Origin of the sequence: Pseudomonas sp. MWU349, assembly GCF_017947325.1 — a bacterium.
Taxonomy (GTDB): Bacteria; Pseudomonadota; Gammaproteobacteria; order Pseudomonadales; family Pseudomonadaceae; genus Aquipseudomonas; species Aquipseudomonas protegens.
Genome location: NZ_JAFEVP010000008.1, coordinates 145174 through 171120, shown reverse-complemented (window position 1 = coordinate 171120; position 25947 = coordinate 145174). Strand labels below are relative to the sequence as shown.

The 25947-nt window shown below is 65.9% G+C and carries 19 protein-coding genes; 11 read left to right on the top strand and 8 right to left on the bottom strand.

All coding sequences use genetic code 11. The annotated features are described in order from the left end of the window. Positions 1 to 138 precede the first annotated feature (138 nt). Positions 139 to 2172 carry an FUSC family protein gene (locus tag KCG88_RS28180; protein WP_210713595.1) on the top strand — a complete coding sequence of 678 codons (2034 nt, stop codon included), beginning with the start codon at positions 139 to 141 and terminating at the stop codon, positions 2170 to 2172. 7 nt (positions 2173 to 2179) lie between these two features. On the opposite strand, the gene KCG88_RS28175 is transcribed toward KCG88_RS28180, so the two are convergent. The 5 genes from KCG88_RS28175 to KCG88_RS28155 all read right to left on the bottom strand — a co-directional run bounded on the left by KCG88_RS28175 (position 2180) and on the right by KCG88_RS28155 (position 11990). After that, positions 2180 to 3103 carry a DUF808 domain-containing protein gene (locus KCG88_RS28175; protein WP_210713594.1) on the bottom strand — a complete coding sequence of 308 codons (924 nt, stop codon included), beginning with the start codon at positions 3101 to 3103 and terminating at the stop codon, positions 2180 to 2182. Positions 3104 to 3178: 75 nt separating this feature from the next. Continuing rightward, on the bottom strand, positions 3179 to 4630 hold the full coding sequence (locus KCG88_RS28170) for an efflux transporter outer membrane subunit (RefSeq protein WP_210713593.1): 1452 nt from the start codon (positions 4628 to 4630) through the stop codon (positions 3179 to 3181). A gap of 2 nt (positions 4631 to 4632) precedes the next feature. Next, the gene (locus KCG88_RS28165) at positions 4633 to 7758 is read right to left on the bottom strand and encodes an efflux RND transporter permease subunit (RefSeq protein ID WP_210713592.1); all 3126 of its coding nucleotides are present in this window, start codon (positions 7756 to 7758) and stop codon (positions 4633 to 4635) included. Continuing rightward, positions 7748 to 10849: an efflux RND transporter permease subunit gene (locus KCG88_RS28160; protein WP_210713591.1), complete on the bottom strand. Its 3102-nt coding sequence runs from the start codon at positions 10847 to 10849 to the stop codon at positions 7748 to 7750. The genes KCG88_RS28165 and KCG88_RS28160 overlap by 11 nt, the downstream gene beginning before the upstream one ends. Positions 10850 to 10859: 10 nt before the next feature. Further along, positions 10860 to 11990: an efflux RND transporter periplasmic adaptor subunit gene (locus KCG88_RS28155; RefSeq protein ID WP_047284615.1), complete on the bottom strand. Its 1131-nt coding sequence runs from the start codon at positions 11988 to 11990 to the stop codon at positions 10860 to 10862. A gap of 274 nt (positions 11991 to 12264) precedes the next feature. Here KCG88_RS28155 and KCG88_RS28150 point away from each other — a divergent pair, with 274 nt between their 5' ends. Then, positions 12265 to 12873, top strand: a complete 609-nt coding sequence (locus KCG88_RS28150) for a TetR/AcrR family transcriptional regulator (RefSeq protein WP_041116727.1) — start codon at positions 12265 to 12267, stop codon at positions 12871 to 12873. 131 nt (positions 12874 to 13004) lie between these two features. Here the strand turns inward: KCG88_RS28150 and KCG88_RS28145 are convergent, their stop codons facing one another. Beyond that, complete coding sequence (locus tag KCG88_RS28145) at positions 13005 to 13445, bottom strand: heme-binding protein (protein WP_011060036.1); 441 nt, start codon at positions 13443 to 13445, stop codon at positions 13005 to 13007. A 268-nt stretch (positions 13446 to 13713) separates the two neighbouring features. Between KCG88_RS28145 and gcl the strand changes: the two genes are divergently transcribed. The 8 genes from gcl to KCG88_RS28105 all read left to right on the top strand — a co-directional run bounded on the left by gcl (position 13714) and on the right by KCG88_RS28105 (position 23189). Then, the gene (gene gcl / locus KCG88_RS28140) at positions 13714 to 15489 is read left to right on the top strand and encodes a glyoxylate carboligase (RefSeq protein ID WP_047336062.1); all 1776 of its coding nucleotides are present in this window, start codon (positions 13714 to 13716) and stop codon (positions 15487 to 15489) included. 117 nt (positions 15490 to 15606) lie between these two features. After that, complete coding sequence (gene hyi / locus KCG88_RS28135; RefSeq protein WP_210713590.1) at positions 15607 to 16389, top strand: hydroxypyruvate isomerase; 783 nt, start codon at positions 15607 to 15609, stop codon at positions 16387 to 16389. 105 nt (positions 16390 to 16494) lie between these two features. Further along, the gene (locus tag KCG88_RS28130; RefSeq protein ID WP_011060033.1) at positions 16495 to 17388 is read left to right on the top strand and encodes a 2-hydroxy-3-oxopropionate reductase; all 894 of its coding nucleotides are present in this window, start codon (positions 16495 to 16497) and stop codon (positions 17386 to 17388) included. A gap of 153 nt (positions 17389 to 17541) precedes the next feature. After that, the gene (locus KCG88_RS28125; protein ID WP_210713589.1) at positions 17542 to 18822 is read left to right on the top strand and encodes a glycerate kinase; all 1281 of its coding nucleotides are present in this window, start codon (positions 17542 to 17544) and stop codon (positions 18820 to 18822) included. Continuing rightward, the gene (gene pyk, locus KCG88_RS28120) at positions 18812 to 20227 is read left to right on the top strand and encodes a pyruvate kinase (protein WP_047284607.1); all 1416 of its coding nucleotides are present in this window, start codon (positions 18812 to 18814) and stop codon (positions 20225 to 20227) included. The genes KCG88_RS28125 and pyk overlap by 11 nt, the downstream gene beginning before the upstream one ends. A 103-nt stretch (positions 20228 to 20330) precedes the next feature. Beyond that, positions 20331 to 21251, top strand: a complete 921-nt coding sequence (locus KCG88_RS28115) for an urea transporter (protein ID WP_210713588.1) — start codon at positions 20331 to 20333, stop codon at positions 21249 to 21251. Positions 21252 to 21272: 21 nt separating this feature from the next. After that, on the top strand, positions 21273 to 22097 hold the full coding sequence (locus tag KCG88_RS28110; protein WP_047284604.1) for an ion transporter: 825 nt from the start codon (positions 21273 to 21275) through the stop codon (positions 22095 to 22097). A gap of 90 nt (positions 22098 to 22187) precedes the next feature. Continuing rightward, entirely contained in the window at positions 22188 to 23189 is a 1002-nt protein-coding gene (locus KCG88_RS28105; RefSeq protein ID WP_011060028.1) for a sulfate ABC transporter substrate-binding protein, read from the top strand. 65 nt (positions 23190 to 23254) lie between these two features. Here KCG88_RS28105 and KCG88_RS28100 read toward each other — a convergent pair whose 3' ends face one another. Together KCG88_RS28100 and KCG88_RS28095 are read right to left on the bottom strand one after the other, a co-directional pair. Further along, entirely contained in the window at positions 23255 to 23704 is a 450-nt protein-coding gene (locus KCG88_RS28100; protein ID WP_210713587.1) for a Rid family hydrolase, read from the bottom strand. Positions 23705 to 23838: 134 nt separating this feature from the next. Next, on the bottom strand, positions 23839 to 24468 hold the full coding sequence (locus KCG88_RS28095) for a hypothetical protein (RefSeq protein ID WP_011060026.1): 630 nt from the start codon (positions 24466 to 24468) through the stop codon (positions 23839 to 23841). 245 nt (positions 24469 to 24713) lie between these two features. Here KCG88_RS28095 and KCG88_RS28090 point away from each other — a divergent pair, with 245 nt between their 5' ends. After that, positions 24714 to 25922 carry an MFS transporter gene (locus KCG88_RS28090; RefSeq protein ID WP_047336058.1) on the top strand — a complete coding sequence of 403 codons (1209 nt, stop codon included), beginning with the start codon at positions 24714 to 24716 and terminating at the stop codon, positions 25920 to 25922. Positions 25923 to 25947: the final 25 nt, after the last annotated feature.

Below are 25947 nucleotides of genomic sequence, written 5' to 3'. Positions count from 1 at the left end.
GCCTCGCCCCGCCATCCGGCGGGGCGTGCGCTCCCCGTCAAAGCCCCTTCCTCCCCCGCTCGTTGAAAAGCCGATTGGCACACCCTGGCAAAATCGATACGATGCTAATCATTAGCTAGCTATCGATGTGTCTGAAAGATGAAACTGCCGACCTTTTTCCGCGCCGATATTTGGCAAGCCCTCTTCGCCCCCGCCCCTGCCGACCTGCTGTTCGCCGCGCGCAACCTGATTGCCGGTGGCCTGGCCCTGTACCTGGCGTTCCGCCTGGATTTCGAACAACCGCAATGGGCCCTGACCACGGTGTTCATCGTCAGCCAGTCCAGCAGCGGCATGGTCCTGGCCAAGGGCGCCTACCGCCTGCTGGGCACCCTGGTGGGGGCCGTGGTGTCGATATTGCTGATCGCTACCCTGGGCCAGGCGCCCCTGCTGTTCCTGCTGGCCATGGCCCTGTGGCTGGCCTTCTGCACCACCGGCGCCTCGCTGCTGCGCAACCACGCAGCCTACGGTTTCGTACTGGCGGGCTACACCACTGCCATCATCGCCCTGCCCGCCACCGCAGCGCCCCTGCAGGTGTTCGACCAGGCGGTGGCGCGCTGTTCGGAGATCGGCCTGGGGATCATCTGCGCCGCCGTGGCCAGCCAACTGCTCTGGCCGCGCCGGGTGGAACAGGCGCTGGCGGTCCAGGGCCGCGCCGCCTGGCTGGCCGGGCGCCGGGCCGCCGCTTCGGAGCTGCTGGGGGAAGACCAGCGCAAGGGGCTGCTGGAAGCCCTGGGGCGTATCGTCACCGTGGATGCCCAACGCGATCACGCCTGGTTCGAAGGCCCGCAGGGGCGCCGTCGCTCCCAGGCGCTGCGGGTGCTGAGCCGCGACCTGCTGGGCTTGCTCCGGTCCGCCCGCGGCGTGGCGCGGCAACGGCAGATGCTCGACGCCGCCACCGCGCAGCAACTCCAACCCTTGCTCAGCGAGACCATCCAGGCCCTGCAGGCCGAGCATGACGCCGCCCTGCCGCCCTTGCTCCAGCGCCTGCAACAGGCACTGCAGGACCCTTCGCTGTCCGCCGAAGGCCATCTGTGCCTGGTGCAACTGGCCCAGGTACTGGAGCGGGCGGAACAGAGCGCCCTGAGTGTCAGCGCCGTGGAACAGGGCCGCGTCCCGCCCGGCGCTCCCGGCGCCCTTTCCTGGCACCGGGATATCCAGCAAGGGGTGCTGGGAGGCTTGCGCAGCGCCCTGGCCTTTCTCGCCGTCGCCGGTTTCTGGCTGCTATCCGCCTGGCCCTCGGGGCTGGGGGCCGTCTCCATCTGTGGCGTGGTGCTGAGCCTGTTCGCCGGGCGTGAGAACCCTGCCGCGTCCTGCCTGAATTTCTTCAAGGGCATTGCCCTGTCCATTCCCGTGGCGGCCTTCGTCGGCCTTGGCCTGCTGCCGGGCTGGGACGGCTTTCCCCTGCTGTGCCTGGGGCTGGCAGTGCCGCTGTTCTGCGCTTCGCTGTGCATGAGCCGGCCGAAGCTCGCGCCCGTCGCCTCGGCGTTCTGCATCTTTTTCATCAACAACGTCGGCCCCAGCAACCTGATGAGCTACGACCTCGGGGCGTTCCTGAACAAGGCCATGGCCACCCTGATCGGTGTCGGCATCGCCGTGGTGGTGCTGCGCCTGGTCAGCCTCAACCCGGGCGAGCAGCACTACCGGCGGATGTTCAAGGCTTCGCTGTTCGATCTGGCGCAGCTCACCTCACGCCCGCCGGAGCAAGCCGAAAGCTGGTTCGGCGGGCGCATGGCCGATCGGCTGATCCGGGTGTCGCGGTATTGGCAGATGCAGCCCGAGAACCGCCGCAGTCACTGGGACAATGGCCTGCTTGGGCTGGACCTGGGAGATGAGCTGTTGCAATTGCGCAGTTGCCTGGACCCGGCCTGGGGCACCCTGGCCACGGAACGCGAGCATTATCTCGCGCACCTGGCAAAGCTGCTCAGGCACGGCGGCCCCAGCGCCAACCGCAGCGAACAGCTGGATGCGATCTCGGTGGCCCTGCTCAAGGCCCTGGATGGCGACCGCGACCTGCCCCTGCAAGCCCGGGAGATGGCCCGAGCGGCGATCCTGCAACTGCAGTTCACCTGGCGCCGCTGGTGCCGCCAGCAACAAGCGGTCGCGCAGCCGACCCCAGCGCCGGCAGCGGGCTGAGCGCCTGTCAGCCGCGCAGTGCGCGCCAGGCCTTGCCTGCCAGGGTGACCGCCAGCAGCACCACGGCACCGGCAATGATCCCGGCCACGGCATTGAGCAGGGTCGGCATCAACGCCGATACCGGGCCTATGACCCCGGCGCTGCGCTCGGCCAGCCCTTCGATCAGGTGGTGCACGACGGGCACACCGTGGGTCAGGATGCCGCCGCCGACCATGAACATCGCCGCCGTACCGATCACCGACAGGCTCTTCATCATCAGCGGCGCTGCCCGCAGGATCGCCCCACCGATGCGTTTGGCCAGGGCGGTGGGCTTGTGCACCAGCCACAGCCCCAGGTCATCGAGCTTGACGATGCCGGCCACCAGGCCGTAGACGCCGACGGTCATGACAATGGCGATACCCGAGAGCACCACCACCTGCTGGGTCAGGGAGGCCCCGGCCACGGTGCCCAGGGTGATCGCGATGATTTCCGCGGAAAGGATGAAATCGGTGCGCACCGCCCCCTTGATCTTGTCCCTCTCGAAAGCCACCAGATCCACCTGGGGGTCGGCCAGGGCTTGCAGGGTCTGGGTATGTTCGGCCGCCACTTCGGCGTGGTGCAGGTATTTGTGCGCCAGCTTCTCGAAGCCCTCGAAACATAGGTAGGCGCCACCCAGCATCAGCAGCGGGGTCACCAACCACGGCGCCAGGGCGCTGATGGCCAGCGCCGCCGGCACCAGGATCAGCTTGTTGCGAAACGACCCCTTGGCCACCGCCCAGACCACCGGGATTTCCCGTTCGGCGCGGACCCCGGAGACCTGCTGGGCATTGAGCGCCAGATCGTCGCCCAGCACACCGGCGGTCTTCTTCGCCGCCATCTTGGTCATCAAGGCCACGTCATCGAGTACCGCGGCGATGTCATCGATCAACACCAGCAAACTGCTTCCGGCCATGAACCTGGCTTCCCTGCATGGAAATAAGGCGCGCAGCATAGCGTGCCGGGCTTGTGCCACGCGAGATCCCGCGTGTCAGGGCGGGCTCACGCCCGGCTCGTGCCAGCCGCCACCCAGGCTCTGGAACAGGGCCACGCTGCCCAGGCTCAGTTGGCCCTGGGAATCGCGCAGGCTCTGCTCGGCCTGCAGCAGCACCAGTTGCTGGGTCAGCACGTTCTGCTCGCTGACGGTGCCGGCCCGCAGTTGGGCTTGCTGGCTGCCGAACAGTTGCTGGTTGCGCTGGTACATCTGCTGGTAGGTCTGCACCTGGCGCTGCAGGTGATTGACCGAGGACAACTGGTCCTCGACGTTCTGCAGGGCGCCCAGCACCGTGCCGCGGTAGTTGGCCACGTCCTGGTCATAGCTGGCCCGGGCCTGCTGCACCGCCGCTTCCCGGGCACCGCCGTCGAACAGGGTGGCGGCCAGCGCCGGGCCCAGGGTCCAGATCCGGTTCGGTACCGAGAACAGCCCGCCCAGGGCGCTGCCGCGAAAGCCCACTTCGGCGGTCAGGTCCAGGGTCGGGAAGAATGCCGCCTCGGCCACGCCGATCCGCGCATTGGCCGCCGCCGCGGTGCGCTCCGCCGAGACCACGTCGGGGCGGCGCAGCAGCAGGGTCGAAGGCAGGCTCAGAGGCGGCTGCGGCGCATTGAAACGGTAGTCGGCCTGCGGCGCCAGGCTGAACTGGGCCGGAGCCACGCCCAGCAGCACCGCCAGGGCATGCTCGAATTGCTCGCGGGAGATCTGCGCCGTCTGCAGGGCCGCCACCACACTGCCCAACTGATCCTGGATCAGCAGCAACTGATCGTTGGAGGCCGTGCCCTGGACATAGGCGGCCTGGGTCATGTCCTGCAGGCGCTGGGTGATCCGCTGCTGCTCCTGGAGCAGGCGGATATCCATATCCAGCTGACGCAGGCTCAAGTAGTTGCTCGCCACACTGGCGCTGATGGACAGCCGTACCCCGGCCAGCAGCGCGTCGGACGACTGGGCCAGGGCCTGGCTCGACTCGATGCCGCGGCGCACCTGGCCCCACAGATCCGGTTCCCAGCTGGCCCCCAGAGTCGCGCTGACACTCTGCTCGACGCCACCGGAACCGCTGGTGCCGGTACTCGAACCGCTGCCAGCGCTGGCACCGCCCACACCCCGCGAACCGGAAAGCCCGGCGCTAACCGTGGGAAACAGCCCCGAGCGGCTCGACGCCACCTGGGCCTGCGCCAGGCGATAGGCCGCCTCGGCGGCGACGATCGACTGGTTGGCGCTGGCCGAGCGCTGGATCAGATCGTTGAGCACCGGGTCCTGATACGCCAGCCACCACTGGCTGTTCAGGGCACCCTGGGGGTTAGCTACGGCGCGCTGCCACTGCCCGCCTTCCTTGAAGGCCATGGGCAACGGCATCTCGGGCTTCTGGTAGTCCGGCCCGACCATGCAGCCGCCGAGCAACATACACAGCAGTGCCACGGCCAGAGGCCCCGGTACAGGTTGGCCACGCATAGTCATGCCTCCTTGACCACCCGGCGCAGGCGTTGGGACGCCCGGTCGAGCCACAGGTAGATAACGGGGGTGGTGTACAGCGTCAGCACCTGGCTGAGCAGCAGGCCGCCGATGATCGAAATCCCCAGTGGGCGGCGCAGCTCCGAGCCGTAACCGCTGCCCAGCACCAATGGCAAGGCGCCGAGTATCGCCGCCAGGGTGGTCATCATGATCGGCCGGAAGCGGATCAGGCAGGCCCGGCGGATCGCATCCTGGGCACTGAGCCCCTGCTCCCTGGCCTCGGTGATGGCGAAGTCGATCATCATGATGGCGTTTTTCTTGACGATGCCGATCAGCAGGATCACCCCCACCAGGGCAATGATCGACAGCTCGGTGCCGGTCAGCAACAAGGCGATCAGGGCCCCTACCCCAGCCGAAGGCAGGGTCGAGAGGATGGTCAGCGGGTGCATCAGGTTCTCGTAGAGAATGCCCAGCACGAGGTACACCGAGACCAGCGCGGCAACGATCAGCAAGGGCTCGCTGGCCACCGAGGACTGGAACACCTGGGCCGTGCCGGCAAACTGCCCGACCACGCTGGCCGGCATGCGCAACTGCGCCACGGCCTGGTCCACCAGGGCCGTGGCCTGGCCGATGGACACCCCCGGCGCCAGGTTGAACGAAGCGGTCACTGCCGGAAATGTGCCCTGGTGGCTGATGGCGATGGCCGTGCGCTGCACCGACAGCTGGGCCACCGACGACAGCGGAATCAAGGTCCGTTGCGCATCGGCCGCCAGGTCCGGGCTGGCCGCGCCGCCCTTGCCGCTGGCCACCGCCCCGGTGGGCAGGTAGATCGAGTTCAGGGTCGAAGGATCGGTCCAGTACTGCGGGGCGATCTCCATCACCACATGGTATTGGTTGGCTGCCCGGTACAGGGTCGATACCTGGCGCTGGCCGAAGGCGTCGTACAGCGTCTGGTCGATGGCCGCCATGCTTACGCCCAGGCGCGCCGCGGTGTCGCGGTTGACCTGGACATTGGCCAGCAGGCTGTTGTCCTGCTGGTCGGTATTGAGATCCTTGAGCTGGGGCAGGCCGCGCAGCACCGCTACCACCTTGGGCACCCATTCATCGAGGTCGGCCTGGTCATCGGCGGTCAGGGTGTACTGGTACTGCGCGCCGCTCTGGCGCCCGCCCACGGTGATGTCCTGTACCGATTGCAGGTACAGCCGGGTGCCGGGCATGTCGCCCAGGGTCCGACGGATCTGCGCGATCACCTGGTCGGCGCCGTCGTGGCGCTGGTTCAGGGGCTTGAGGGCAATGAACAGTTGCGCACTGTTGATCGCCCCGCCACCGCCGCCCCCACCCCCGACAAAGCCGCCGACCGTGTCGATATTGGGGTTGTGCATGACCTTGCGGTTGATCTCCATGAAATCCTTCTGCATGGCGTCATAGGAAATGCTCTGGGCCGCCAGGATGCTACCGGACAAGCGCCCGGTGTCTTCCTGGGGAAAGAAGCCCTTGGGTACCAGCACGTAGAGCACACCGGCGAGCAGGATCACCAGCACCGTCACCAGGCCCATCAGCCGTGAATGGCCGATGACCCAGCTCAAGGTCCGGTCATAGAAGCGGTGCACCGGTGAATCCACGGTCTCGGCGCCTTCGGGCGCCTTCTGCCGGGGGCGCAGCAGCACGCTGGAGAGCATCGGCGTCACCGTCAGCGAGATCAGCATCGAGATGCCGATGGACACCGACAGCGACACCGAGAACTCGCGGAACAGACGCCCGACGATGCCCCCCATCAACAGCAGTGGAATGAACACCGCCACCAGCGACACGCTGATGCTGAGCACGGTGAAGCCCACTTCCCGGGCCCCGGCCAGCGCTGCCTGCAGCCGCGATTCGCCCCGCTCCAGGTGGCGCATGATGTTTTCCACCACGACGATGGCGTCGTCCACCACGAACCCGGTGGAGATGGTCAGGGCCATCAGCGACAGGTTGTTCAGGCTGTAGCCCAGAAAATACATGGCGCCAAAGGTGCCCAGCAGCGACAGCGGCACGACGATGGCCGGCACCAGGGTGCTGCGCCAGTCGCGGAAGAAAGCGAAGGTCACCAGGGTCACCAGCACGATCGAGGCAATCAGGCTCAGTTCTACGTCCCGCAGCGAGGCACGGATGGTGGTGGTGCGGTCCATCAGGATATTCAGGCGGATCGAGGCCGGGATCGACTCCTGGAGAAACGGCAGCTCGGCCTTCACCGCGTCCACGGTGTCGATGACGTTGGCCCCCGGCTGCTTGAAGATCACCAGCAGCACCGCCGGCTTGCCGTTGAACAGGCCGAAGTTGCGCAGGTCCTCGACGTCCTCGTGGACGTAGCCCAGGTCGGCGATGCGCACCAGACTGCCGTTGTTCTGCTTGACCACCAGGTCGGCGTAGTCGGCGCTCTGGTACAGCTGGTCGTTGGCACCGAGCACATGGTTCTGCTGGCCGAGGATGATCGAGCCCTTGGGCAGGTTGACGTTGGCCGCGGCGATCACCTGGCGCACCTGCTCCAGGCTGACCCCGTAGTGATTGAGCCGGTCCGGGTTGAGCTCGACCCGCACCGCCGGCAAGGCGCCTCCGCCGACGGTCACATCGCCGACGCCGGAGGTCTGCAACAGCCGCTGCTCCAGCAAGGTCGAGGCCACGTCGTACATCTGCCCCGGCGAGGCGCTGTCGGAGGTCAGGCTGATGATCAGGATCGGCGAGTCGGCCGGATTGACCTTGCGGTAAGTGGGGTTGCCGGAGAGGTCACTGGGCAGGTTGGTACGCGCAGCGTTGATCGCTGCCTGCACGTCCCGGGCGGCGCCGTCGATGTCACGGTTGAGGTCAAATTGCAGGTTGATCCGGGTCGCCCCCAGGGTGCTCGACGAGGTCATCTGGGTAACCCCGGCGATTTGCCCGAACTGCCGTTCCAGGGGCGTGGCTACCGAGCTGGCGACGGTGTGCGGGTCGGCCCCCGGCAGGGAGGCACGCACGCTGATGGTGGGAAAGTCCACCTCCGGCAGTGGCGCCACCGGCAGCAGTTTGAAGGCCAGGATGCCAAACAGCGCCAGCCCGGCGGCGAGCAACGTGGTGGCGATGGGGCGCTGGATGAACGGCGCGCTAAGGTTCATCGCCGATCCCCTGCGGCCCTTCCCCGTCGCCCTCCTTGGCAGTGCGGCGCCCAGCCAGCCGCTCGCCCAGGCCGTGCAGGGCGAGGAAGATCACCGGGGTTGAAAACAGCGTCAGCAACTGGCTGAGCAACAGGCCGCCGATGATCGCGATACCCAGCGGGTGGCGCAGTTCCGAGCCGATGCCGGTGCCCAGGGCCAGGGGCACCGCGCCGAACAGCGAGGCCATGCTGGTCATCAGGATCGGCCGAAAACGCAGCTCCGCCGCCTGGCGGATCGCCGCCAGTGGCGTCAGGCCGCCCTTGCGTGCCAGCTCAAGGGCGAAGTCCACCATCATGATGCCGTTCTTCATGACGATGCCGATCAGCAGCACGATGCCGATCAGGCCGATGATGTCGAACTGGGTTCCGGTGATCAGCAGCGCCAGCAAGGCGCCCAGGGCCGCCGAAAGCAGGGTCGAGAGAATGGTCACCGGGTGCACGAAACTCTCGTAGAGAACCCCCAGCATCAGGTACACCACCACGATCGCCGCCAGCACCAGGAACACCTGGTTCGACAGCGAAGCCTCGAAGGTCGCCGCCGCCCCTTCCAGCGACGCCTGCACCGAGGCCGGCAGGCCGACCCGGGCCTCGATCTGTTGCAGCCGGGTCACCGCCGCTCCCAGGCTCTGCCCGGGGGCCAGGTTGAACGAGACATCGGCATAGGGAAACTGCCCCAGGCGGTTGATGGTCAGCGGCGCCCGCTGCACCTGCTGGGTGGCCATGCTGGACAGCGGCGCCACCCCGCCGCCGGGGATGTTCACGTAGAGCCCGGTGAGCAGGTCCGCCAGATTACGCGGTGGCCGGTCGGTGGCCATGACCACGTGATACTGGTTGAGCTGGGTATAAATGGTCGACACCTGGCGCTGGCCAAAGGCGTCGTAGAGCACATCGTCGATAGCCTGGGGAGTGATGCCCAGGCGCGAGGCGGTGGCGCGGTCGAAGTTCAGCTGGATCTGGTTGCCGAACTGCATCGCCTGGCTCTGCACATCGGTGAACATCGGATCCTGCTTCAGCGCCGCCAGCATCTTGCCGGTCCACAGCTCCAGCAGGTCCGGGTCGGTGGCCTGCAGGCCCAGGCGGTAGCTGGTGGTGGACACCGTGGCATCCAGGGTCAGGTCCTGGACCCCGTGCAGGTACAGGCGTATCCCGGCGTCATCGGCGTTGGCATCGGCCAGCCGGCGGATCACCACCGCACTGCTATCGCGCTGCCCGTGGGGCTTGAGGTTGATCAGCAGGTTGCCCTGGTTGAGGGTGGGGTTGGTCTGGTCGATGCCGACGAAGGACGACAGGCTCTCTACCGCAGGATCCTTGAGAATACGCGCCGCCAGGCGTTGCTGCTGCTCCTGCATCTGCTGGAAGGAAATGCTCGGCGCCGCTTGGGAGATGCCCTGGATCAGCCCGGTGTCCTGCTCGGGGAAAAAGCCCTTGGGCATGATCATCAGGGTCGCCAGGGTCAGCACCGCCGTGAGCATCACCGACAGCAGGGTCAGGGTGCGGTGGGCCAGCACCCAGTCCAGGCCACGCACATAATGCCGGTTGATACGGTCGAAGAAATCCGCCCGGCGCTCCTGGTGGCGACTCTTGAGCATGCGTGCGCACATCATCGGCGTCAGGGTCAGGGAGATCAGCGCCGAGATCACGATGGTCACCGCCACGGTCATGGCGAACTCGCGAAACAGCCGGCCCACCACATCGCCCATGAACAGCAGCGGGATCATCACCGCGATCAGCGCCACCGACAGCGAGATGATGGTGAAGCCGATCTGCTCCGCGCCCTTGAGCGCTGCCTGCAACGGCGGCTCGCCCGCCTCGATGTAGCGGGTGATGTTCTCGATCATGACGATGGCATCGTCCACCACGAAACCGATGGCGATGGTCAGGGCCATCAGGGTCAGGTTGTTCAGGGAAAAGCCCAGCGCATAGGCCACCGCCAGGGTACCCACCAGGGTCAGGGGCACGGTCACCGCGGGAATCAGGGTGGCCGCGACGTTGCGCAGGAACAGGAAGATCACCAGCACCACCAGCAGCACCGCCACCGCCAGTTCGAACTGCACGTCGGTGACCGAAGCGCGGATGGTCTGGGTCCGGTCGGTGAGCACCTCGACTTTGAGGGTGCCCGGCAGGCTGGCCCGCAGCTTGGGCAAGAGTTGCTGGACCCGGTCCACCACATCGATGACGTTGGCCCCGGGCTGGCGCTGGATGTTCAGAACGATGGATGGCGTGCTGTTGGTCCAGGCGGCCTGACGCGGGTTTTCCGGGCCTTGCACGGAACTGGCGATCTGCGCCAGGCGAATCGGCGCGCCGTTCTTGTAGGCGATCACCAGGTCGCGGTATTCCTGCGCCGACTGCAACTGGTCGTTGGCACCAATGGAATAGGCCTGGTAGCGCCCGTCGATATTGCCCTTGGCCTGGTTGACGTTGGCGGTGCCCAGGGCCGTGCGCAGGTCATCCAGGGACAGGCCCAGGTTGTTCAGCGCCGAGGTATTGGCCTCGACCCGCACCGCCGGGCGCTGGCCGCCGCTGATGGTCACCAGGCCGACCCCGGAGATCTGCGAGATCTTCTGCGCCAGGCGGGTGTCGGCCAGGTCCTCGACCTTGGTCAGGGGCAGCACGTCGGAGGTCAGGGACAGGGTCAGCACCGGTGCGTCCGCCGGGTTGACCTTGCTGTACACCGGCGGGTAAGGCAGGTTGCTCGGCAGGAAGGTGCCCGCAGCGTTGATCGACGCCTGCACCTCCTGCTCGGCCACGTCCAGGGACAGCGCCAGGTCGAACTGCAAGGTGACCACCGAAGCACCGTTGGAGCTGGTGGAACTCATGGACTTGAGCCCCGGCATCTCCCCCAGCTGGCGCTCCAGAGGTGCGGTGATCGACGAACTGATCACCTCCGGGCTGGCCCCCGGGTACTGGGTATAGACCTGGATGGTGGGGTAATCGACTTCCGGCAGGGCCGAGACCGACAGCAGGTGATAGCCCAGCAGGCCCAGCAACAGCACCGCCACCATCAACAAGGTGGTGGCCACCGGCCGTTCGATAAAGGGGCGCGAGACGTTCATCGGCGCCGGCCTATTGAGCCACGACTTTGATGGCCGAGCCGTTGTCCAGCTTGTCCGCGCCCTCGGTAATCACCTGCTCGCCAGCCTTGACCCCGGCGTCCAGCACCGCCGTGACCTCGCCGCTGGCCGGCCCGCTCTTGATGTTGCGCAGGCTGGCCTTGGTACCGCCGTCAACGACGAACACGAAGTCGCCCTTGCTGCCATGCTGAATGGCCCGGGTGGGCACCACCGGCACCTGCATCAGGGTGTCGGCCCTGAGCCTGGCGTTGACGAACTGATTGGGAAACAGGGCCTTGCCCGCCCCCTCGAAGCGAGCCTTGACGTTGATGGTCCCGGTACTGGTGTTGACCTGATTGTCCAGCGCCAGCAGGCTGCCGCTGGCCAGCAGGTTGTGCTTGTTGCGGTCATAGGCGAGTACCGGCACTGCCCCCTTGGCCATGGCCTGGCTGATCGCCCCCAGGTCATCCTCGGGCACCGCGAACACCACCTCGGCCGGCTCCATCTGGGTGATCACCACGATCCCGGTGGTGCTGGCGGTGGTCACGTAGTTGCCCGGGTCCACCAGGCGCAGCCCGACCACGCCGTCCACCGGCGAGATGATGGTGCAGTAGCTCAACTGCACTTCCAGGTTCTGCACGCTGCCCTGGTCGGCAGCCACGGTGCCGGCCTGTTGCTGCACCGTGGAAACCTGGGTGTCGAGGGTCTGCTGGCTGACCGAACCGGCCTTGATCAATTCACGGTAGCGGGCCAGGTCGCGCCGGGCGTTGTCCAGCACCGCCTGATCATGGGCCAGCACGCCCCGGGCCTGGGCCAGCTGCGCCTTGAGCGCGCGATCATCGATCCGCGCAATGACCTGGCCCTTGCGCACAGGCTGGCCTTCCTTGAACTCGACGCTGGAAAGAATCCCGTCCACCTGGGTGATCACCGTCACGCTGCGGGTCGGCGTCACCGTGCCCAGGGCGTCGATGTAGACCGGCACATCCTGCAACTGCACCGCCACCGCCACCACCGGCTCACCCACGGGTGCCGGCTTGACCGGGTGCCGCGGGCCGGACAGGTAGAACCACAACCCCAGGGCCAGAGCTGCCAGTGCCAAGAGGATGAGCCACAGAGAAACTTTGCCGCGTCTGCCTTTGTCCACGAGCGAGCATCCGATTCAGGCGGGTCCGGACCCGGTTGCGCAGCGCGATGAACGCCCCACCACAGGCTGATCACAGGCCGGCGAGCCAAGCACTGTCCTGAACTCTAGCAGCCGCCCTCACGGGCGCCCGCCGATGCGTATTTTTGTTCAGCCACGGGACAGGCAAAACCGCCAAAGTGCCGGCAAACCGGGCCCGAGCCGGCATTCTTGAGCCTCGCACAAGGCCGGTGCTACCATGCGCAACCGCCCGAACAGGCAAGGAATCCCCTGGTTTATGAGCACCATCCGCGAGCGCAATAAAGAACTGATCCTGCGGGCCGCCAGTGAAGAGTTTGCCGACAAGGGCTTTGCGGCGACCAAGACCAGCGACATCGCCGCCAAGGCCGGCTTGCCCAAACCCAACGTCTACTACTACTTCAAGTCCAAGGAAAACCTCTATCGCGAGGTGCTGGAAAGCATCATCGAACCCATCCTCCAGGCCTCCACCCCGTTCAATGCCGATGGCGTGCCCAGCGAAGTGCTCAGCGGCTACATCCGCTCGAAGATCCGCATCTCCCGCGACCTGCCGTTCGCTTCCAAGGTCTTTGCCAGCGAGATCATGCATGGCGCGCCGCACCTGAGCCCGGACCAGGTGGAACAGCTCAACGCCCAGGCCAAGCACAACATCGAGTGCATCCAGACCTGGATCGATCGCGGCCTGATCGCCCCGCTCGACCCCAACCACCTGATGTTCAGCATCTGGGCCGCGACCCAGACCTACGCCGACTTCGACTGGCAGATCTCGGTGGTTACCGGCAAGACCAAGCTCGACGAAGACGACTACGAAGCTGCGGCGCAGACCATCATCCGGCTGGTGCTCAAGGGCTGTGAACTGGATCGCTGATAGCGTTTGGGTACTTTCCGGTTTGTTTCCCGGCCCGCAAGGGCGCAATAGTTCCAATCAAGATCCTGCGCGGCATTTTGCAACCTCGCGGGCTCGGCAGTGACTACAGGCCGGGCCCGCGAGGTCGAGGGCTATGCGCTGACGCCGGCGTCCGCCGCCAGGCCCTGGGCTTCGATCGCGCTGATGGCGCACTGCTCATCGATGTCCGAGGTATCGCCACTGATGCCGATCGCCCCAATCACTGCCCCCGCCTGATCCCGAATCAACACTCCGCCCGGGGCAGGCACCACGCTGCCCTGCCCCAGACCGTTCAATGCGCCGATGAAGGCCGGGCGCTGCTGCGCATCCAGGGCCAGCAGGCGCGAGCCCTTGCCCAGGGCCACCGCCCCCCAGGCCTTGCCGATGGCGATCTGCGGACGCAGCAGGCTGGCGCCGTCCTCCCGTTGCAGGGTCACCAGGTGCCCGCCGGCATCCAGCACCGCGATGGTCAGCGGGGCCGCATTGATCTTGCGCCCCGCATTGATGGCCTGGTTGGCCAGGTTGACTGCGACTTTCAAGGTTAAAGCGCTCATGGGTGCCGTCCTTATCTTGTTATTGAGAAAGCCTGGGGAAGCTTCTTGTAGGAGAAGTCCGATACAACAAATAGAACACAATGAATTTATTTTTTGTATACAATAATTCGCGAAAGGCAGCCCCTGCGACAAAAGGACGCCGGTTTATCGGGGCTTTTATGAAAGCCGCTGCCGCTCAAGAAAATGGATTGACCTGCGCCATCCGCCGTGAATACACTTTGCGCAAAACCACTTGTATACAATTACAAAACGCAAGAGGCACAAAACCATGAGCAAAATGAGAGCAATCGAAGCCGCCGTTCTGGTGATGCGCCGTGAAGGGGTCGATACCGCTTTTGGCATCCCGGGTGCCGCCATCAACCCGCTGTATTCCGCGCTGCAGAAGGTCGGTGGCATCGATCACGTGCTCGCTCGCCACGTCGAAGGCGCCTCGCACATGGCCGAGGGCTACACCCGCACCCAGGCCGGTAACATCGGCGTGTGCATCGGTACTTCGGGCCCCGCCGGCACCGACATGGTCACCGGCCTGTACAGCGCCTCGGCCGACTCCATCCCGATCCTCTGCATCACCGGTCAGGCCCCCCGCGCCCGCCTGCACAAGGAAGACTTCCAGGCCGTGGACATCACCAGCATCGTCAAGCCGGTGACCAAGTGGGCCACCACCGTGCTGGAACCGGGCCAGGTGCCCTACGCCTTCCAGAAAGCCTTTTATGAAATGCGCTCCGGCCGTCCCGGCCCGGTGCTGATCGACCTGCCGTTCGACGTGCAGATGGCGGAAATCGAATTCGACATCGATGCCTACCAGCCCCTGCCCCTGGCCAAGCCGGCGGCGACCCGCCTGCAGGCGGAAAAGGTCCTGGCCCTGCTGGACCAGGCCGAACGTCCATTGCTGGTGGCCGGTGGCGGCGTGATCAACGCCGACGCCAGCGAGCTGCTGGTGGAGTTCGCCGAACTGACCGGCATTCCGGTGATCCCGACCCTGATGGGCTGGGGCACCATCCCTGACGATCACCCACAGATGGTGGGCATGGTCGGCCTGCAGACCTCCCATCGCTACGGCAATGCCACCCTGCTCAAGTCCGACACCGTGCTGGGCATCGGCAACCGCTGGGCCAACCGCCACACCGGTTCGGTGGACGTCTACACCGAAGGCCGCAAGTTCATCCACGTGGACATCGAACCGACCCAGATCGGCCGTGTCTTCACCCCGGACCTGGGCATCGTTTCCGATGCCGGCAGCGCCCTGACCGTATTGCTGGAAGTGGCCCGCGAATGGCAGACCGCCGGCAAGCTCAAGGATCGCAGCGCCTGGCTGCATGACTGCCAGCAGCGCAAGGCCAGCCTGCACCGCAAGACCCACTTCGACAACGTGCCGGTCAAGCCGCAGCGCGTGTACGAAGAAATGAACCAGGTATTCGGCAAGGACACCTGCTACGTCAGCACCATCGGCCTGTCGCAGATTGCCGGCGCGCAGTTCCTTCACGTCTACAAGCCACGCCACTGGATCAACTGCGGCCAGGCCGGCCCGCTGGGCTGGACCATCCCCGCGGCCCTGGGCGTGGTCAAGGCCGACCCGAACCGCCAGGTGGTGGCGCTGTCCGGCGACTACGACTTCCAGTTCATGATCGAAGAACTGGCGGTGGGCGCGCAGTTCAACCTGCCGTACATCCACGTGGTGGTGAACAACTCCTACCTGGGGCTGATCCGTCAGGCACAGCGTGGTTTCGACATGGACTACTGCGTGCAGCTGTCCTTCGACAACCTCAACGCGCCGGAACTCAACGGCTATGGCGTCGACCACGTGGCCGTTGCCGAAGGCCTGGGTTGCAAGGCCCTGCGGGTGTTCGAACCCAAGGACATCCAGCCGGCCCTGCGCCAGGCCCAGGAAATGCTCCAGACCTTCAAGGTACCGGTGGTGGTGGAAATCATCCTGGAGCGCGTGACCAACATTTCCATGGGCACCGAAATCAACGCGGTCAACGAGTTCGAAGACCTGGCGCTGGTGGGCAACGACGCCCCTACCGCGATTTCCCTGCTCGACTGATCCCCCTGGCCGCTGGCACCGGCCGGGCCCCGCGCGCAACCTCCCGCCAGAGGTGGCGCCCGGGCCGCCCGCCCCCTGGCGCCAGCCCCAGGCTTGACCGAACCACAGGAGACCACCATGCCGCGTTTTGCTGCCAACCTGTCCATGCTGTTCACCGAACAGGACTTCCTCGCCCGCTTCAAGGCGGCCGCCGATGCCGGCTTCAGCGGCGTCGAATATCTGTTCCCCTACGAATTCAGCTCTGCCGAGATCAAGGCGCAACTTGACGCCCACGGCCTGAGCCAGGTGCTGTTCAACCTGCCGGCCGGCGACTGGGCCAAGGGTGAACGCGGTATCGCCTGCCTGCCCGACCGGGTCGAGGAGTTCCGCGCCGGGGTCGACCTGGCCATTGCCTACGCCCAGATCCTGGGCAATACCCAGGTCAACTGCCTGGCCGGCATCCGTCCACAAGGCGCCGATGAGGCGCTGCTGGAAAAGACCTTCGTCGCCAACCTCAAGTACGCCGCCGACAAGCTCCAGGCCGTGGGCATCAAGCTGGTGATGGAAGCCATCAACACCCGCGACATTCCCGGCTTCTACCTCAACAATACCGCCCAGGCGCTGTCGATTCGCGAGCAGGTGGGCAGCGACAACCTGTACCTGCAGTACGACATCTACCACATGCAGATCATGGAGGGAGACCTGGCGCGGACCATGGCCAACCACCTGGGCCAGATCAACCACATCCAGCTGGCGGACAACCCCGGGCGCAACGAGCCGGGCACCGGCGAGATCAACTACCGCTTCCTCTTCGAGCACCTGGACCGCATCGGCTACCAGGGCTGGGTCGGGTGCGAGTACAAGCCGCTGACCACCACTGAAGCCGGCCTTGGCTGGCTGAAAACCCACAACGCAATCTGAACCCGCACCTGCGTAGGAGCCGGCTTGCCGGCGAAGAGGTCCGCAAGACCGCCTTCGCTGGCCTGCCAGCGCCTACAAGGTCCCGTTGAATAGAGGATTTTTATCATGGCTAAAATCGGATTTATCGGCACCGGCATCATGGGCCACCCCATGGCCGCCAACCTGCAGAAGGCCGGTCACAGCCTGCTGCTCTCGGAACACCACGGCAAGGCTCCGGCCGACCTGATCGCCGCCGGCGCCATCGCCCTGGCCTCGCCCCGGGACGTCGCCCAGGAAGCCGAATTCGTCATCATCATGGTCCCCGATACCCCCCAGGTCGAAGACGTGCTGCTGCGTGCCGACGGCGTGGCCGCCGGGATCGGCAAGGGCAAGATCGTCATCGACATGAGCTCGATCTCGCCCACCGCTACCAAGGCCTTTGCCGCCAAGATCAACGAGACCGGCGCCCAGTACCTGGACGCCCCGGTGTCCGGCGGTGAAGTCGGGGCCAAGGCCGCCACCCTGAGCATCATGGTCGGTGGCGACAGCCAGGCCTTCGAACGCGCCCTGCCGCTGTTCCAGAGCATGGGCAAGAACATCACCCTGGTGGGTGGCAACGGTGACGGCCAGACTGCCAAGGTGGCCAACCAGATCATCGTCGCCCTGAACATCCAGGCCGTGGCCGAAGCCCTGCTGTTCGCCTCGAAGAACGGCGCCGACCCGGCCAAGGTGCGTGAAGCACTGATGGGTGGCTTCGCTTCCTCGAAGATCCTCGAAGTGCACGGCGAGCGGATGATCAAGGGCACCTTCGACCCGGGCTTCCGCATCAACCTGCACCAGAAGGACCTGAACCTGGCCCTGAGCGGTGCCCGCGAGCTGGGCATCAACCTGCCCAACACCGCCAACACCCAGCAAGTGTTCAGCACCTGCACCGCCATCGGTGGCGCCAACTGGGACCACTCGGCCCTGATCAAGGGCCTGGAACACATGGCCAACTTCTCGATCCGCGAGAAGAAATAAGCAGCATCCGTAGCCGCCGCCACAGGCTGCGCCAAGGTTCGCAGGAAACGCCTCACGGCGGGCCAGGGACAGGCCCTGCTGACCTTGCCGCCGCCTGAGGTGGCGGCTACACCCGTTTCAAGCCCCCCATAACAAGAAATCCGGGAGCCCGCCATGTCGGTCGATCCGCAAAAATTCCTCCGTGAGCTGTTCGCCACAGCCATCGACGCCGCCCACCCGCAACAGGTTCTGCAAGCCCATCTCCCCAGCGACCGCAGCGGCCGCGTCATCGTCATCGGCGCCGGCAAGGCCGCCGCGGCCATGGCCCAGGTGGTCGAGCGCAGCTGGCAGGGCGAAGTCTCCGGGCTGGTGGTCACCCGCTACGGCCACGGCGCCCCCTGCACCAAGATCGAAGTGGTCGAAGCCGCCCACCCGGTACCCGACGCCGCCGGCCTGGCCGTGGCCAAGCGCGTGCTGGAACTGGTCAGCAACCTGTCGGAACAGGATCGGGTGATCTTCCTGCTGTCCGGTGGCGGTTCGGCGCTGCTGGCCCTGCCCGCCGCCGGTATCACCCTGGCGGACAAGCAGGCCATCAACAAAGCCCTGCTCAAATCCGGCGCCACCATCGGCGAGATGAACTGCGTGCGCAAGCACCTCTCGGCGATCAAGGGTGGACGCCTGGCCAAGGCCTGCTGGCCGGCCACGGTCTACACCTATGCGATTTCCGATGTACCCGGCGACCTGGCCACGGTCATCGCCTCCGGCCCCACCGTGGCCGACCCCAGCACCTCGGCCGAAGCCCTGGCGATTCTCAAGCGCTATGGCATCGACGTACCGGCCGCAGTCCGCAGCTGGCTGCAGAGCCCCGAGTCGGAAACCGTCAAGCCCGGCGACCCGTGCCTGGACCGCAGCCACTTCCAGCTGATCGCCCGGCCCCAGCAGTCCCTTGAGGCGGCAGCCGTGAAGGCGCGACAGGCCGGCTTCAGCCCACTGATCCTCGGCGACCTGGAGGGCGAATCCCGGGAGGTGGCCAAGGTTCACGCCGGCATCGCCCGCCAGGTCGCCCTGCACGGCCAGCCCCTGGCGGCGCCCTGCGTGATCCTCTCCGGCGGTGAAACCACGGTCACCGTGCGCGGCAATGGCCGTGGCGGGCGCAACGCGGAGTTCCTCCTGAGCCTCACCGACAGCCTCAAGGGCTACCCGGGCATCTATGCCCTGGCCGGCGACACTGACGGCATCGACGGTTCCGAGGACAATGCCGGGGCCATCATGACCCCGGACAGCTACGCCCGCGCCGCGGCCCTGGGCCTGAGCGCCAGCGACGAGCTGGACAACAACAACGGCTATGGCTACTTCGCGGCGCTGGGGGACCTGATCGTCACCGAGCCGACCCGCACCAACGTCAACGACTTCCGCGCCATCCTCATTCTCGAGACCCCCAAACATGACGCCTGACAAGAAGGTCAAAATCCTCGCCACCCTGGGCCCGGCCATCGACGGCATCGAGGACATCCGTGAGCTGGTGCAAGCCGGGGTGAACATCTTCCGGCTCAATTTCAGCCACGGCGCCCATGCCGACCACGCCCAGCGCTACGAGTGGATCCGCCAGGTAGAGCGCGAACTGAACTACCCCCTGGGCATCCTCATGGACCTGCAAGGGCCGAAGCTGCGGGTCGGCACCTTCGCCGAAGGCAAGGTGCAACTGGTGCGCGGCCAGGCCCTGCGCCTGGACCTCGACGCGACCCCGGGCAACGCCCAGCGGGTCAGCCTGCCGCACCCGGAGATCATCGCCGCCCTGGAGCCGGGCATGGACCTGCTGCTGGACGACGGCAAGCTGCGCCTGCGGGTGATCGCCAAGCACGCCGATGCCATCGAGACCACCGTGCTCAACGGCGGCGAGCTGTCGGACCGCAAGGGCGTCAACGTGCCCCAGGCGGTGCTCGACCTCAGCCCGCTGACGGCCAAGGACCGTCGCGACCTGAGCTTCGGTCTGGAACTGGGGGTGGACTGGGTGGCCCTGTCCTTCGTGCAGCGCCCCGAAGACATCCGTGAAGCCCGTGCGCTGATCGGCGACAAGGCCTACCTGATGGCCAAGATCGAGAAGCCTTCGGCCGTCACCCAACTGCGGGAAATCGCCGAGCTGAGCGACGCGATCATGGTGGCCAGGGGCGACCTGGGGGTGGAAGTACCGGCAGAAAGCGTGCCGCAGATCCAGAAAAACATCATCAGCACCTGCCGCCAGCTGGGCAAGCCGGTGGTGGTGGCCACCCAAATGCTCGAATCCATGCGCTTCTCCCCTGCGCCGACCCGGGCCGAGGTCACCGACGTCGCCAACGCTGTGGCCGAGGGTGCGGACGCCGTGATGCTGTCGGCGGAAACCGCTTCCGGCGAATACCCGCTGGAGGCCGTACAGATGATGAGCAAGATTATCCGCCAGGTGGAAACCGGCCCGGACTACCAGGCCCAGCTGGACGTCAGCCGGCCCCAGGCCGAGGCCACGGTCTCGGACGCCATCAGCTGTGCGATCCGCCGGGTGTGCAGCATCCTGCCGGTGGCGGTGCTGGTGAACTACAGCGAATCCGGCAGTTCGACCCTGCGCGCCGCCCGCGAGCGGCCTTCGGTGCCGATCCTCAACCTGACGCCGAACCTTGCCACTGCGCGCCGCCTGACAGTGGCCTGGGGCGTGCATTCGGTGGTCAACGACCGGCTGCGCCAGGTGGACGAGGTGTGCGCCACGGCCCTGGAAATCGCCCAGGCCCAGGGCCTGGCCAAGCGCGGCGACACCGTGGTGATCACCACCGGTGTGCCGTTCGGCCAGCCGGGCACCACCAATTCGTTGCGCGTCGAAACCCTTCTCTGACCCGCAGCCCATGGCGCCGCTGACCGGCCAGAGCCTCCCGCAGAGAAGGCCTGGGCGGTCAAGCGCAACCCTCGCCCATGGGCTGCACCCACTGATTTGCATCATGCCTTCACAGTCTTTCAATGCCTTCTGCCCCGACTGGGCCACTGCCCTGCTTAACGGCTTCAGTCAGATCTTTCTCCAGCGCCATCCGCTGTGCGGCCTGCTGTGCCTGCTGGCGATCCTGGTCAGTGCCCCGGCACTGCTCGGCGCTGCCCTGCTGGGTGCCCTGGCCGGGCTGCTGACCGCCCAACGCCGGGGGTACGCCAAAGCCGACCGCCAGGCCGGGCTGTTCAGCTACAACGGCGTATTGCTGGGCCTGCTGCTGGGCCTGTACCTGCCCTGGTCGGTATTGCTGCCGCCGCTGATCATCGCCGCCGGCGGCCTCAGCGCGATCATTACCCAGCATTGGCTCAAACGTGCCCGCAACCCCGCCAGCCTGCCGGCCTACACCGCGCCCTTCGTCGGCCTCGGCTGGCTGCTGCTGAGCCTGATCGAGCCGCTGCCCGCGGCCACCCAGGGCGTGCCCGGGCTGTCCTTGGCGAACCTGCTGGGTGGGCTGTTCCAGGGCCTGGGGCAGATCATGTTCCTCGGCCAGCCCCTGGCCGGCCTACTGATTCTGCTCGGCCTGCTGCTGGCCAGCCGCCGCGCGGCAGCCTGGGCCCTGTTCGGCTCCGCCTGCGGCCTGCTCTTTGCCCTGCTGCAGCAGGAACATGCCCAGGCCCTGCAGGGCCTGGGCGGCTACAACTGCGCCCTGGTCGCCCTGGCCCTGGGCCAGCAGGCCCGGCAGCCCTGGCGGCCGCTACTGGGGATGCTGCTGGCACTGCTGATCAGCCCGGGGCTGGTCGCCCTGGGTCTTGCGCCCCTGACCGCGCCCTTTGTCCTGGCCTGCTGGCTGGTGCACACCGTCGACCGGGTGCTGGGCCGCAACGTGCGGGGCGACGCGCCTTGCGCTCCCCCGGCAAATCCCCCTAGGCTTCGCTGACTTTCGATTCAGGCGATTTCCATGGGCAACAGCGACAACTGGCGGCAGCGCCTCTACGTAATGATCTTCCAGACCGATACGGTGGCGGGGCGGCGCTTTGACAGCACCCTGCTGCTGATCATCCTCGCCAGCCTGGTGATCGTGATCCTCGACAGCATCGACGAGGTGCATCGCAACTACGCCAACGTCCTGGCCTACATCGAATGGGGTTTTACCCTGATCTTCGCCATCGAGTACGGGCTGCGCCTGTACTGCTCTCCCCGGCCGCTGCGCTATGCGTTCAGCTTCTATGGCCTGGTGGACCTGCTGGCGATCGTTCCGGGGATCCTCGCCCTGTATTACAGCGACGCCCAATACCTGCTGATCATCCGCATCATCCGCATGCTGCGGATCTTTCGCGTGCTCAAGCTGGCGCCCTACCTCAAGCAGGCCCACTACCTGCTGGACGCCCTGCGCGGCAGCAAGCAGAAGATCCTGGTGTTCCTGCTCAGCGTCTGCACCCTGGTCACGGTGTTCGGCACCCTGATGTACGTGGTCGAAGGCCCGGAGCACGGTTTCACCAGCATTCCCAAGGGCATCTACTGGGCCATCGTCACCCTGACCACGGTGGGCTACGGCGACATCGTGCCCAAGACCGTGATCGGCCAGGTAATCTCGTCCATGGTGATGATCACCGGTTACTCGATCATCGCCGTGCCCACCGGGATCTTCACCGCGGAACTGGCCAGCGCCATGCGCGGCGAGCAGCTCAAGCACGACTGCCCGGTGTGCCGCAAGAACACCCACGAACCCGCCGCGGCCTTCTGTTCCCGCTGCGGCAATGCGCTATTCAAGAAACTGGAATAAGCAAAGTACTTTTTAATCTTTAAAGAGATATAGCGCCCCGGCTATAGTCGGCGGCAAATTGCCTTCACTCTCGAACAAAAGGAATGTGCAGTGAAAAAACTCTTCAGCGCCTCGCTACTGGCCGCCGGCCTGGCCCTGGGCAGCGTCGCCCAGGCCGCACCGACCCTGCTCAACGTTTCCTACGACGTGATGCGCGACTTCTACAAGGACTACAACGCCGCCTTCCAGAAACACTGGAAAGCCGAGCACAACGAGAACATCACCCTGCAGATGTCCTTCGGCGGCTCCAGCAAACAGGCGCGCTCGGTCATCGACGGCCTGCCGGCGGATGTCATCACCATGAACATGGCCACCGACATCAACGCCCTGGCGGACAACGGCAAGCTGGTGCCGGACAACTGGGTGACCCGCCTGCCGAACAACAGCGCGCCGTTCACCTCGGCCACTGTGTTCATCGTGCGCAAGGGCAACCCCAAGGCCCTGAAGGACTGGCCGGACCTGCTCAAGGACGGCGTGCAGGTGATAGTGCCCAACCCCAAGACCTCGGGTAACGGCCGCTACACCTACCTCTCGGCCTGGGGCTATGTGCTCAAGAACGGCGGCGATGAGAACAAGGCCAAGGACTTCGTCGGCAAGCTGTTCAAGCAGGCGCCGGTGCTCGACACCGGTGGCCGCGCCGCCACCACCACCTTCATGACCAACCAGATCGGCGACGTGCTGGTGACCTTCGAGAACGAAGCGGAGATGATCGCCCGCGAATTCGGTCGCGACCAGTTCGAGGTGATCTACCCGAGTGTGTCCGCCGAAGCCGAGCCGCCGGTATCGGTGGTGGACAAGGTGGTAGAGAAGAAAGGCACCCGCGCCGCCGCCGAGGAGTACCTCAAGTACCTGTGGTCGCCGGAAGGCCAGGAAATCGCCGCCAACAACTACCTGCGCCCACGGGACCCGAAAGTGCTGGCCAAGTACACCGATCGCTTCCCGAAAGTCGACTTCCTCTCGGTGGAAAAGACCTTCGGCGACTGGCGCAGCGTGCAGAAGACCCACTTCAACGACGGCGGGATCTTCGACCAGATCTACACCAACGCCAAGTGACCCCTCGCGGGTGAATGAAAAAAGCGACCTCTGGGGTCGCTTTTTTTATGCCCCAGGCATGGCGCTCAGAGGGCTCGCGCCGGAGTGAACAGCGCCGCTTCGGCGACCTGATGGCGCTCCTCCAGCACCGCCTCCGCCTCGACTTCGATCAGCCACTCTGGCAGCGACAGCCCGCTGACGATGATCCACGAAGACGCCGGCGGCTGGCTGGCGAAGCGTTCGAGCAAGACTGCGCTGATGTGCTCCTGCTGGTTGCGGGCCACTTCGGCGATGTAGATCCGCAGCATCACCACATCCGCCAGCCGGCCACCCGCCTCGGCCAGGACCCGGGCGATATTGTCGAAGGCCTGCTCGGTCTGCTCCCGCAGGCCCGGGCCCACGGTGCGCTCCTGCTCATCCACACCCACCTGGCCGGAAAGCAGCAGGCGCCGCCCACCGCGCACCTCCACCGCCTGGCTGAAACCGTATTGCAGGGAATTGAACACACTGGCTGGGTTGAACGTCGACTTTTCCATAAGGCACTCCCGGCGCATTGAACGACCGGAAACCGTAAACCAAGCCTTTGCCGACTTCCACTGCAACCCGCGCGCAGCAACATTTGGCAATGCAAGCCCCCGCCCGCCTGGTGGCAACCCTGTGCAGCAGCGGCCTACATCGGCGGCGCGACCCCATCCTTGCCGGCGGAGATCGACTGCGCGGTGAGTTTGCCGTCATCGCTCTGGGTAACGAACATCACCACCTTGACCCCGACCTTGAGCAGGCTGCGGTCGCCGGGAGTCAGGTTGACGATGGGCACATCGTCCGGCACCAGGATCTTCTGCTGGCCGCCCTTGTAGTTGACGGTCAGGGTGCGGCCGTTGCTCACCACCAGGTCGCCGACGCTGCCGTTGGTCATGCTGCTGCCCTTGGCCAGGTCGAAAGGCCGGTGGCCATCACCCGTACCGGCCAACTGCGGTGGAAACACATGCACTTCCAGCGCCTTGAGGGTGCCGTCGGCCATGGGCATGGCCGCCGAGCCGATGTAGCTGCCGGGCTTGATGTCCTCGATATTGGCCAGGGTCACGGCACGCACCTGGGTCTGGGGCGTCAGCTCGACGCTGACATTCTCCCCACTGTTGACGTGCACCCGCACCACGTCGCCGCCAACCCCGGTGATTTCCCCGCGTACGCCAATGCGCATGCCCGGCGCATCCTGGGCCAGGGCCGTGGTGCTGCCCAGCAGGAACGCCAGGGCCAGGCACTGAAGGTTGCACAACAAACCAGGCAAAGACCGATTCATGGAACGGATTCCTCAAGGCAATGGGTGCACAGAGCCCGTCAGTCGACTGCAAGGCCCCGGGGGAGCATGAGCATGCTATCGAACAGGATGTAAGTAAATGTATCATCGCCCCTCGACAGCGACACGCCCCGGTACTCAACGGGCCTTCATCATTCGATCGCTGACCTTTGCCACCCGGCCCGCTCCATCGCTGTGCCACGGGGTCTTGCCGACCTCGCTCCTTGCGCTTGCCCCAGAGATCGCCAATGAATTCCACGACCCAGGCTCTGCCCACCGGCAGCGCGACAATGACCCGAGGCATGGTGCTACTGTTCGCCTTCTGCTGCGGGGCCATCGTCGCCAACATCTACTACGCACAACCGATCATCGAGCTGATTGCCCCGGACCTCGGCCTGTCCAGCGCCCTGGCCAGCCTGATCGTGTCGCTGACCCAGATCGGCTACGCCCTGGGCCTGTTCTTCCTGGTGCCCCTGGGCGATTTGCTGGAAAACCGCCGGCTGATGATCTGCACCACCCTGGTGGCGATTGCCAGCCTGCTGGGCGCGGCCTTTATCCAGCAGCCCAATGCCTTTCTCCTGGTGTCGCTGTTGATCGGCTTCAGTTCGGTGTCGGTGCAGATCCTGATTCCCCTGGCCGCGCACCTGGCCCCCGAGGAAACCCGGGGCCGGGTGGTGGGTGGGATCATGGGCGGCCTGCTGCTGGGGATTCTCCTGGCCCGGCCGGTGTCCAGCGTGGTGGCCGACCACTTCGGCTGGCGGGCGATGTTCATCGCCGCGGCGCTGCTGATGGCGGCCATCAGCCTGGTGCTGATGCTCACCATTCCCAAGCGCCAGCCGGCCCACAGCGCCACCTATGGCCAACTGCTGCATTCCCTGGGCAACTTGCTGCGCCAGCAACCGGTACTGCGCCAGCGCGCCTTCTACCAGGGTTGCCTGTTCGCCACCTTCAGCCTGTTCTGGACCGCCGCACCGCTGGAGCTGGCGCGCCAGCACGGCCTGAGCCAAAGCCAGATCGCGATCTTTGCCCTGGTGGGCGCCATCGGCGCCATCGCCGCGCCCATCAGCGGGCGCCTGGCGGATGCCGGCCATACCCGCATCGCCTCACTGCTGGCCATGCTGCTGGCAGCCCTGAGCTTCATCCCCAGCCTGGTGCATCCGGCCTACAGCGTGATCGGCATGGCCGTGACCGGCGTAGTCCTGGATTTCTGCGTGCAGATGAACATGGTGCTCGGCCAGCGCGCCGTGTACGCCCTCGACGCCCACAGCCGCAGCCGCCTGAATGCGCTGTACATGACCAGCATCTTCATCGGCGGGGCCTTTGGCTCCTCGATTGCCAGTGCGGTGTACGAGCATGGCGGCTGGCTGGGCATCGTGCTGGTGGGCAGCGCCTTCCCGCTGCTGGCCTTGATGCGCTTCCTGCTGGTGCGGGACAACCGCCGCCCGGCCCGGGGCTGAGGAATAGGCGGGGCGCCCCGCCCCG

Coding starts and splice junctions, on each gene's coding strand:
- KCG88_RS28180 (WP_210713595.1), top strand. CDS start 139: ATGAAACTGCCGACCTTTTTCCGCGCCGATATTTGGCAAGCCCTCTTC.
- KCG88_RS28175 (WP_210713594.1), bottom strand. CDS start 3,103: ATGGCCGGAAGCAGTTTGCTGGTGTTGATCGATGACATCGCCGCGGTA.
- KCG88_RS28170 (WP_210713593.1), bottom strand. CDS start 4,630: ATGCGTGGCCAACCTGTACCGGGGCCTCTGGCCGTGGCACTGCTGTGT.
- KCG88_RS28165 (WP_210713592.1), bottom strand. CDS start 7,758: ATGAACCTTAGCGCGCCGTTCATCCAGCGCCCCATCGCCACCACGTTG.
- KCG88_RS28160 (WP_210713591.1), bottom strand. CDS start 10,849: ATGAACGTCTCGCGCCCCTTTATCGAACGGCCGGTGGCCACCACCTTG.
- KCG88_RS28150 (WP_041116727.1), top strand. CDS start 12,265: ATGAGCACCATCCGCGAGCGCAATAAAGAACTGATCCTGCGGGCCGCC.
- KCG88_RS28145 (WP_011060036.1), bottom strand. CDS start 13,445: ATGAGCGCTTTAACCTTGAAAGTCGCAGTCAACCTGGCCAACCAGGCC.
- gcl (WP_047336062.1), top strand. CDS start 13,714: ATGAGCAAAATGAGAGCAATCGAAGCCGCCGTTCTGGTGATGCGCCGT.
- hyi (WP_210713590.1), top strand. CDS start 15,607: ATGCCGCGTTTTGCTGCCAACCTGTCCATGCTGTTCACCGAACAGGAC.
- KCG88_RS28130 (WP_011060033.1), top strand. CDS start 16,495: ATGGCTAAAATCGGATTTATCGGCACCGGCATCATGGGCCACCCCATG.
- KCG88_RS28125 (WP_210713589.1), top strand. CDS start 17,542: ATGTCGGTCGATCCGCAAAAATTCCTCCGTGAGCTGTTCGCCACAGCC.
- pyk (WP_047284607.1), top strand. CDS start 18,812: ATGACGCCTGACAAGAAGGTCAAAATCCTCGCCACCCTGGGCCCGGCC.
- KCG88_RS28115 (WP_210713588.1), top strand. CDS start 20,331: ATGCCTTCACAGTCTTTCAATGCCTTCTGCCCCGACTGGGCCACTGCC.
- KCG88_RS28110 (WP_047284604.1), top strand. CDS start 21,273: ATGGGCAACAGCGACAACTGGCGGCAGCGCCTCTACGTAATGATCTTC.
- KCG88_RS28100 (WP_210713587.1), bottom strand. CDS start 23,704: ATGGAAAAGTCGACGTTCAACCCAGCCAGTGTGTTCAATTCCCTGCAA.
- KCG88_RS28095 (WP_011060026.1), bottom strand. CDS start 24,468: ATGAATCGGTCTTTGCCTGGTTTGTTGTGCAACCTTCAGTGCCTGGCC.
- KCG88_RS28090 (WP_047336058.1), top strand. CDS start 24,714: ATGAATTCCACGACCCAGGCTCTGCCCACCGGCAGCGCGACAATGACC.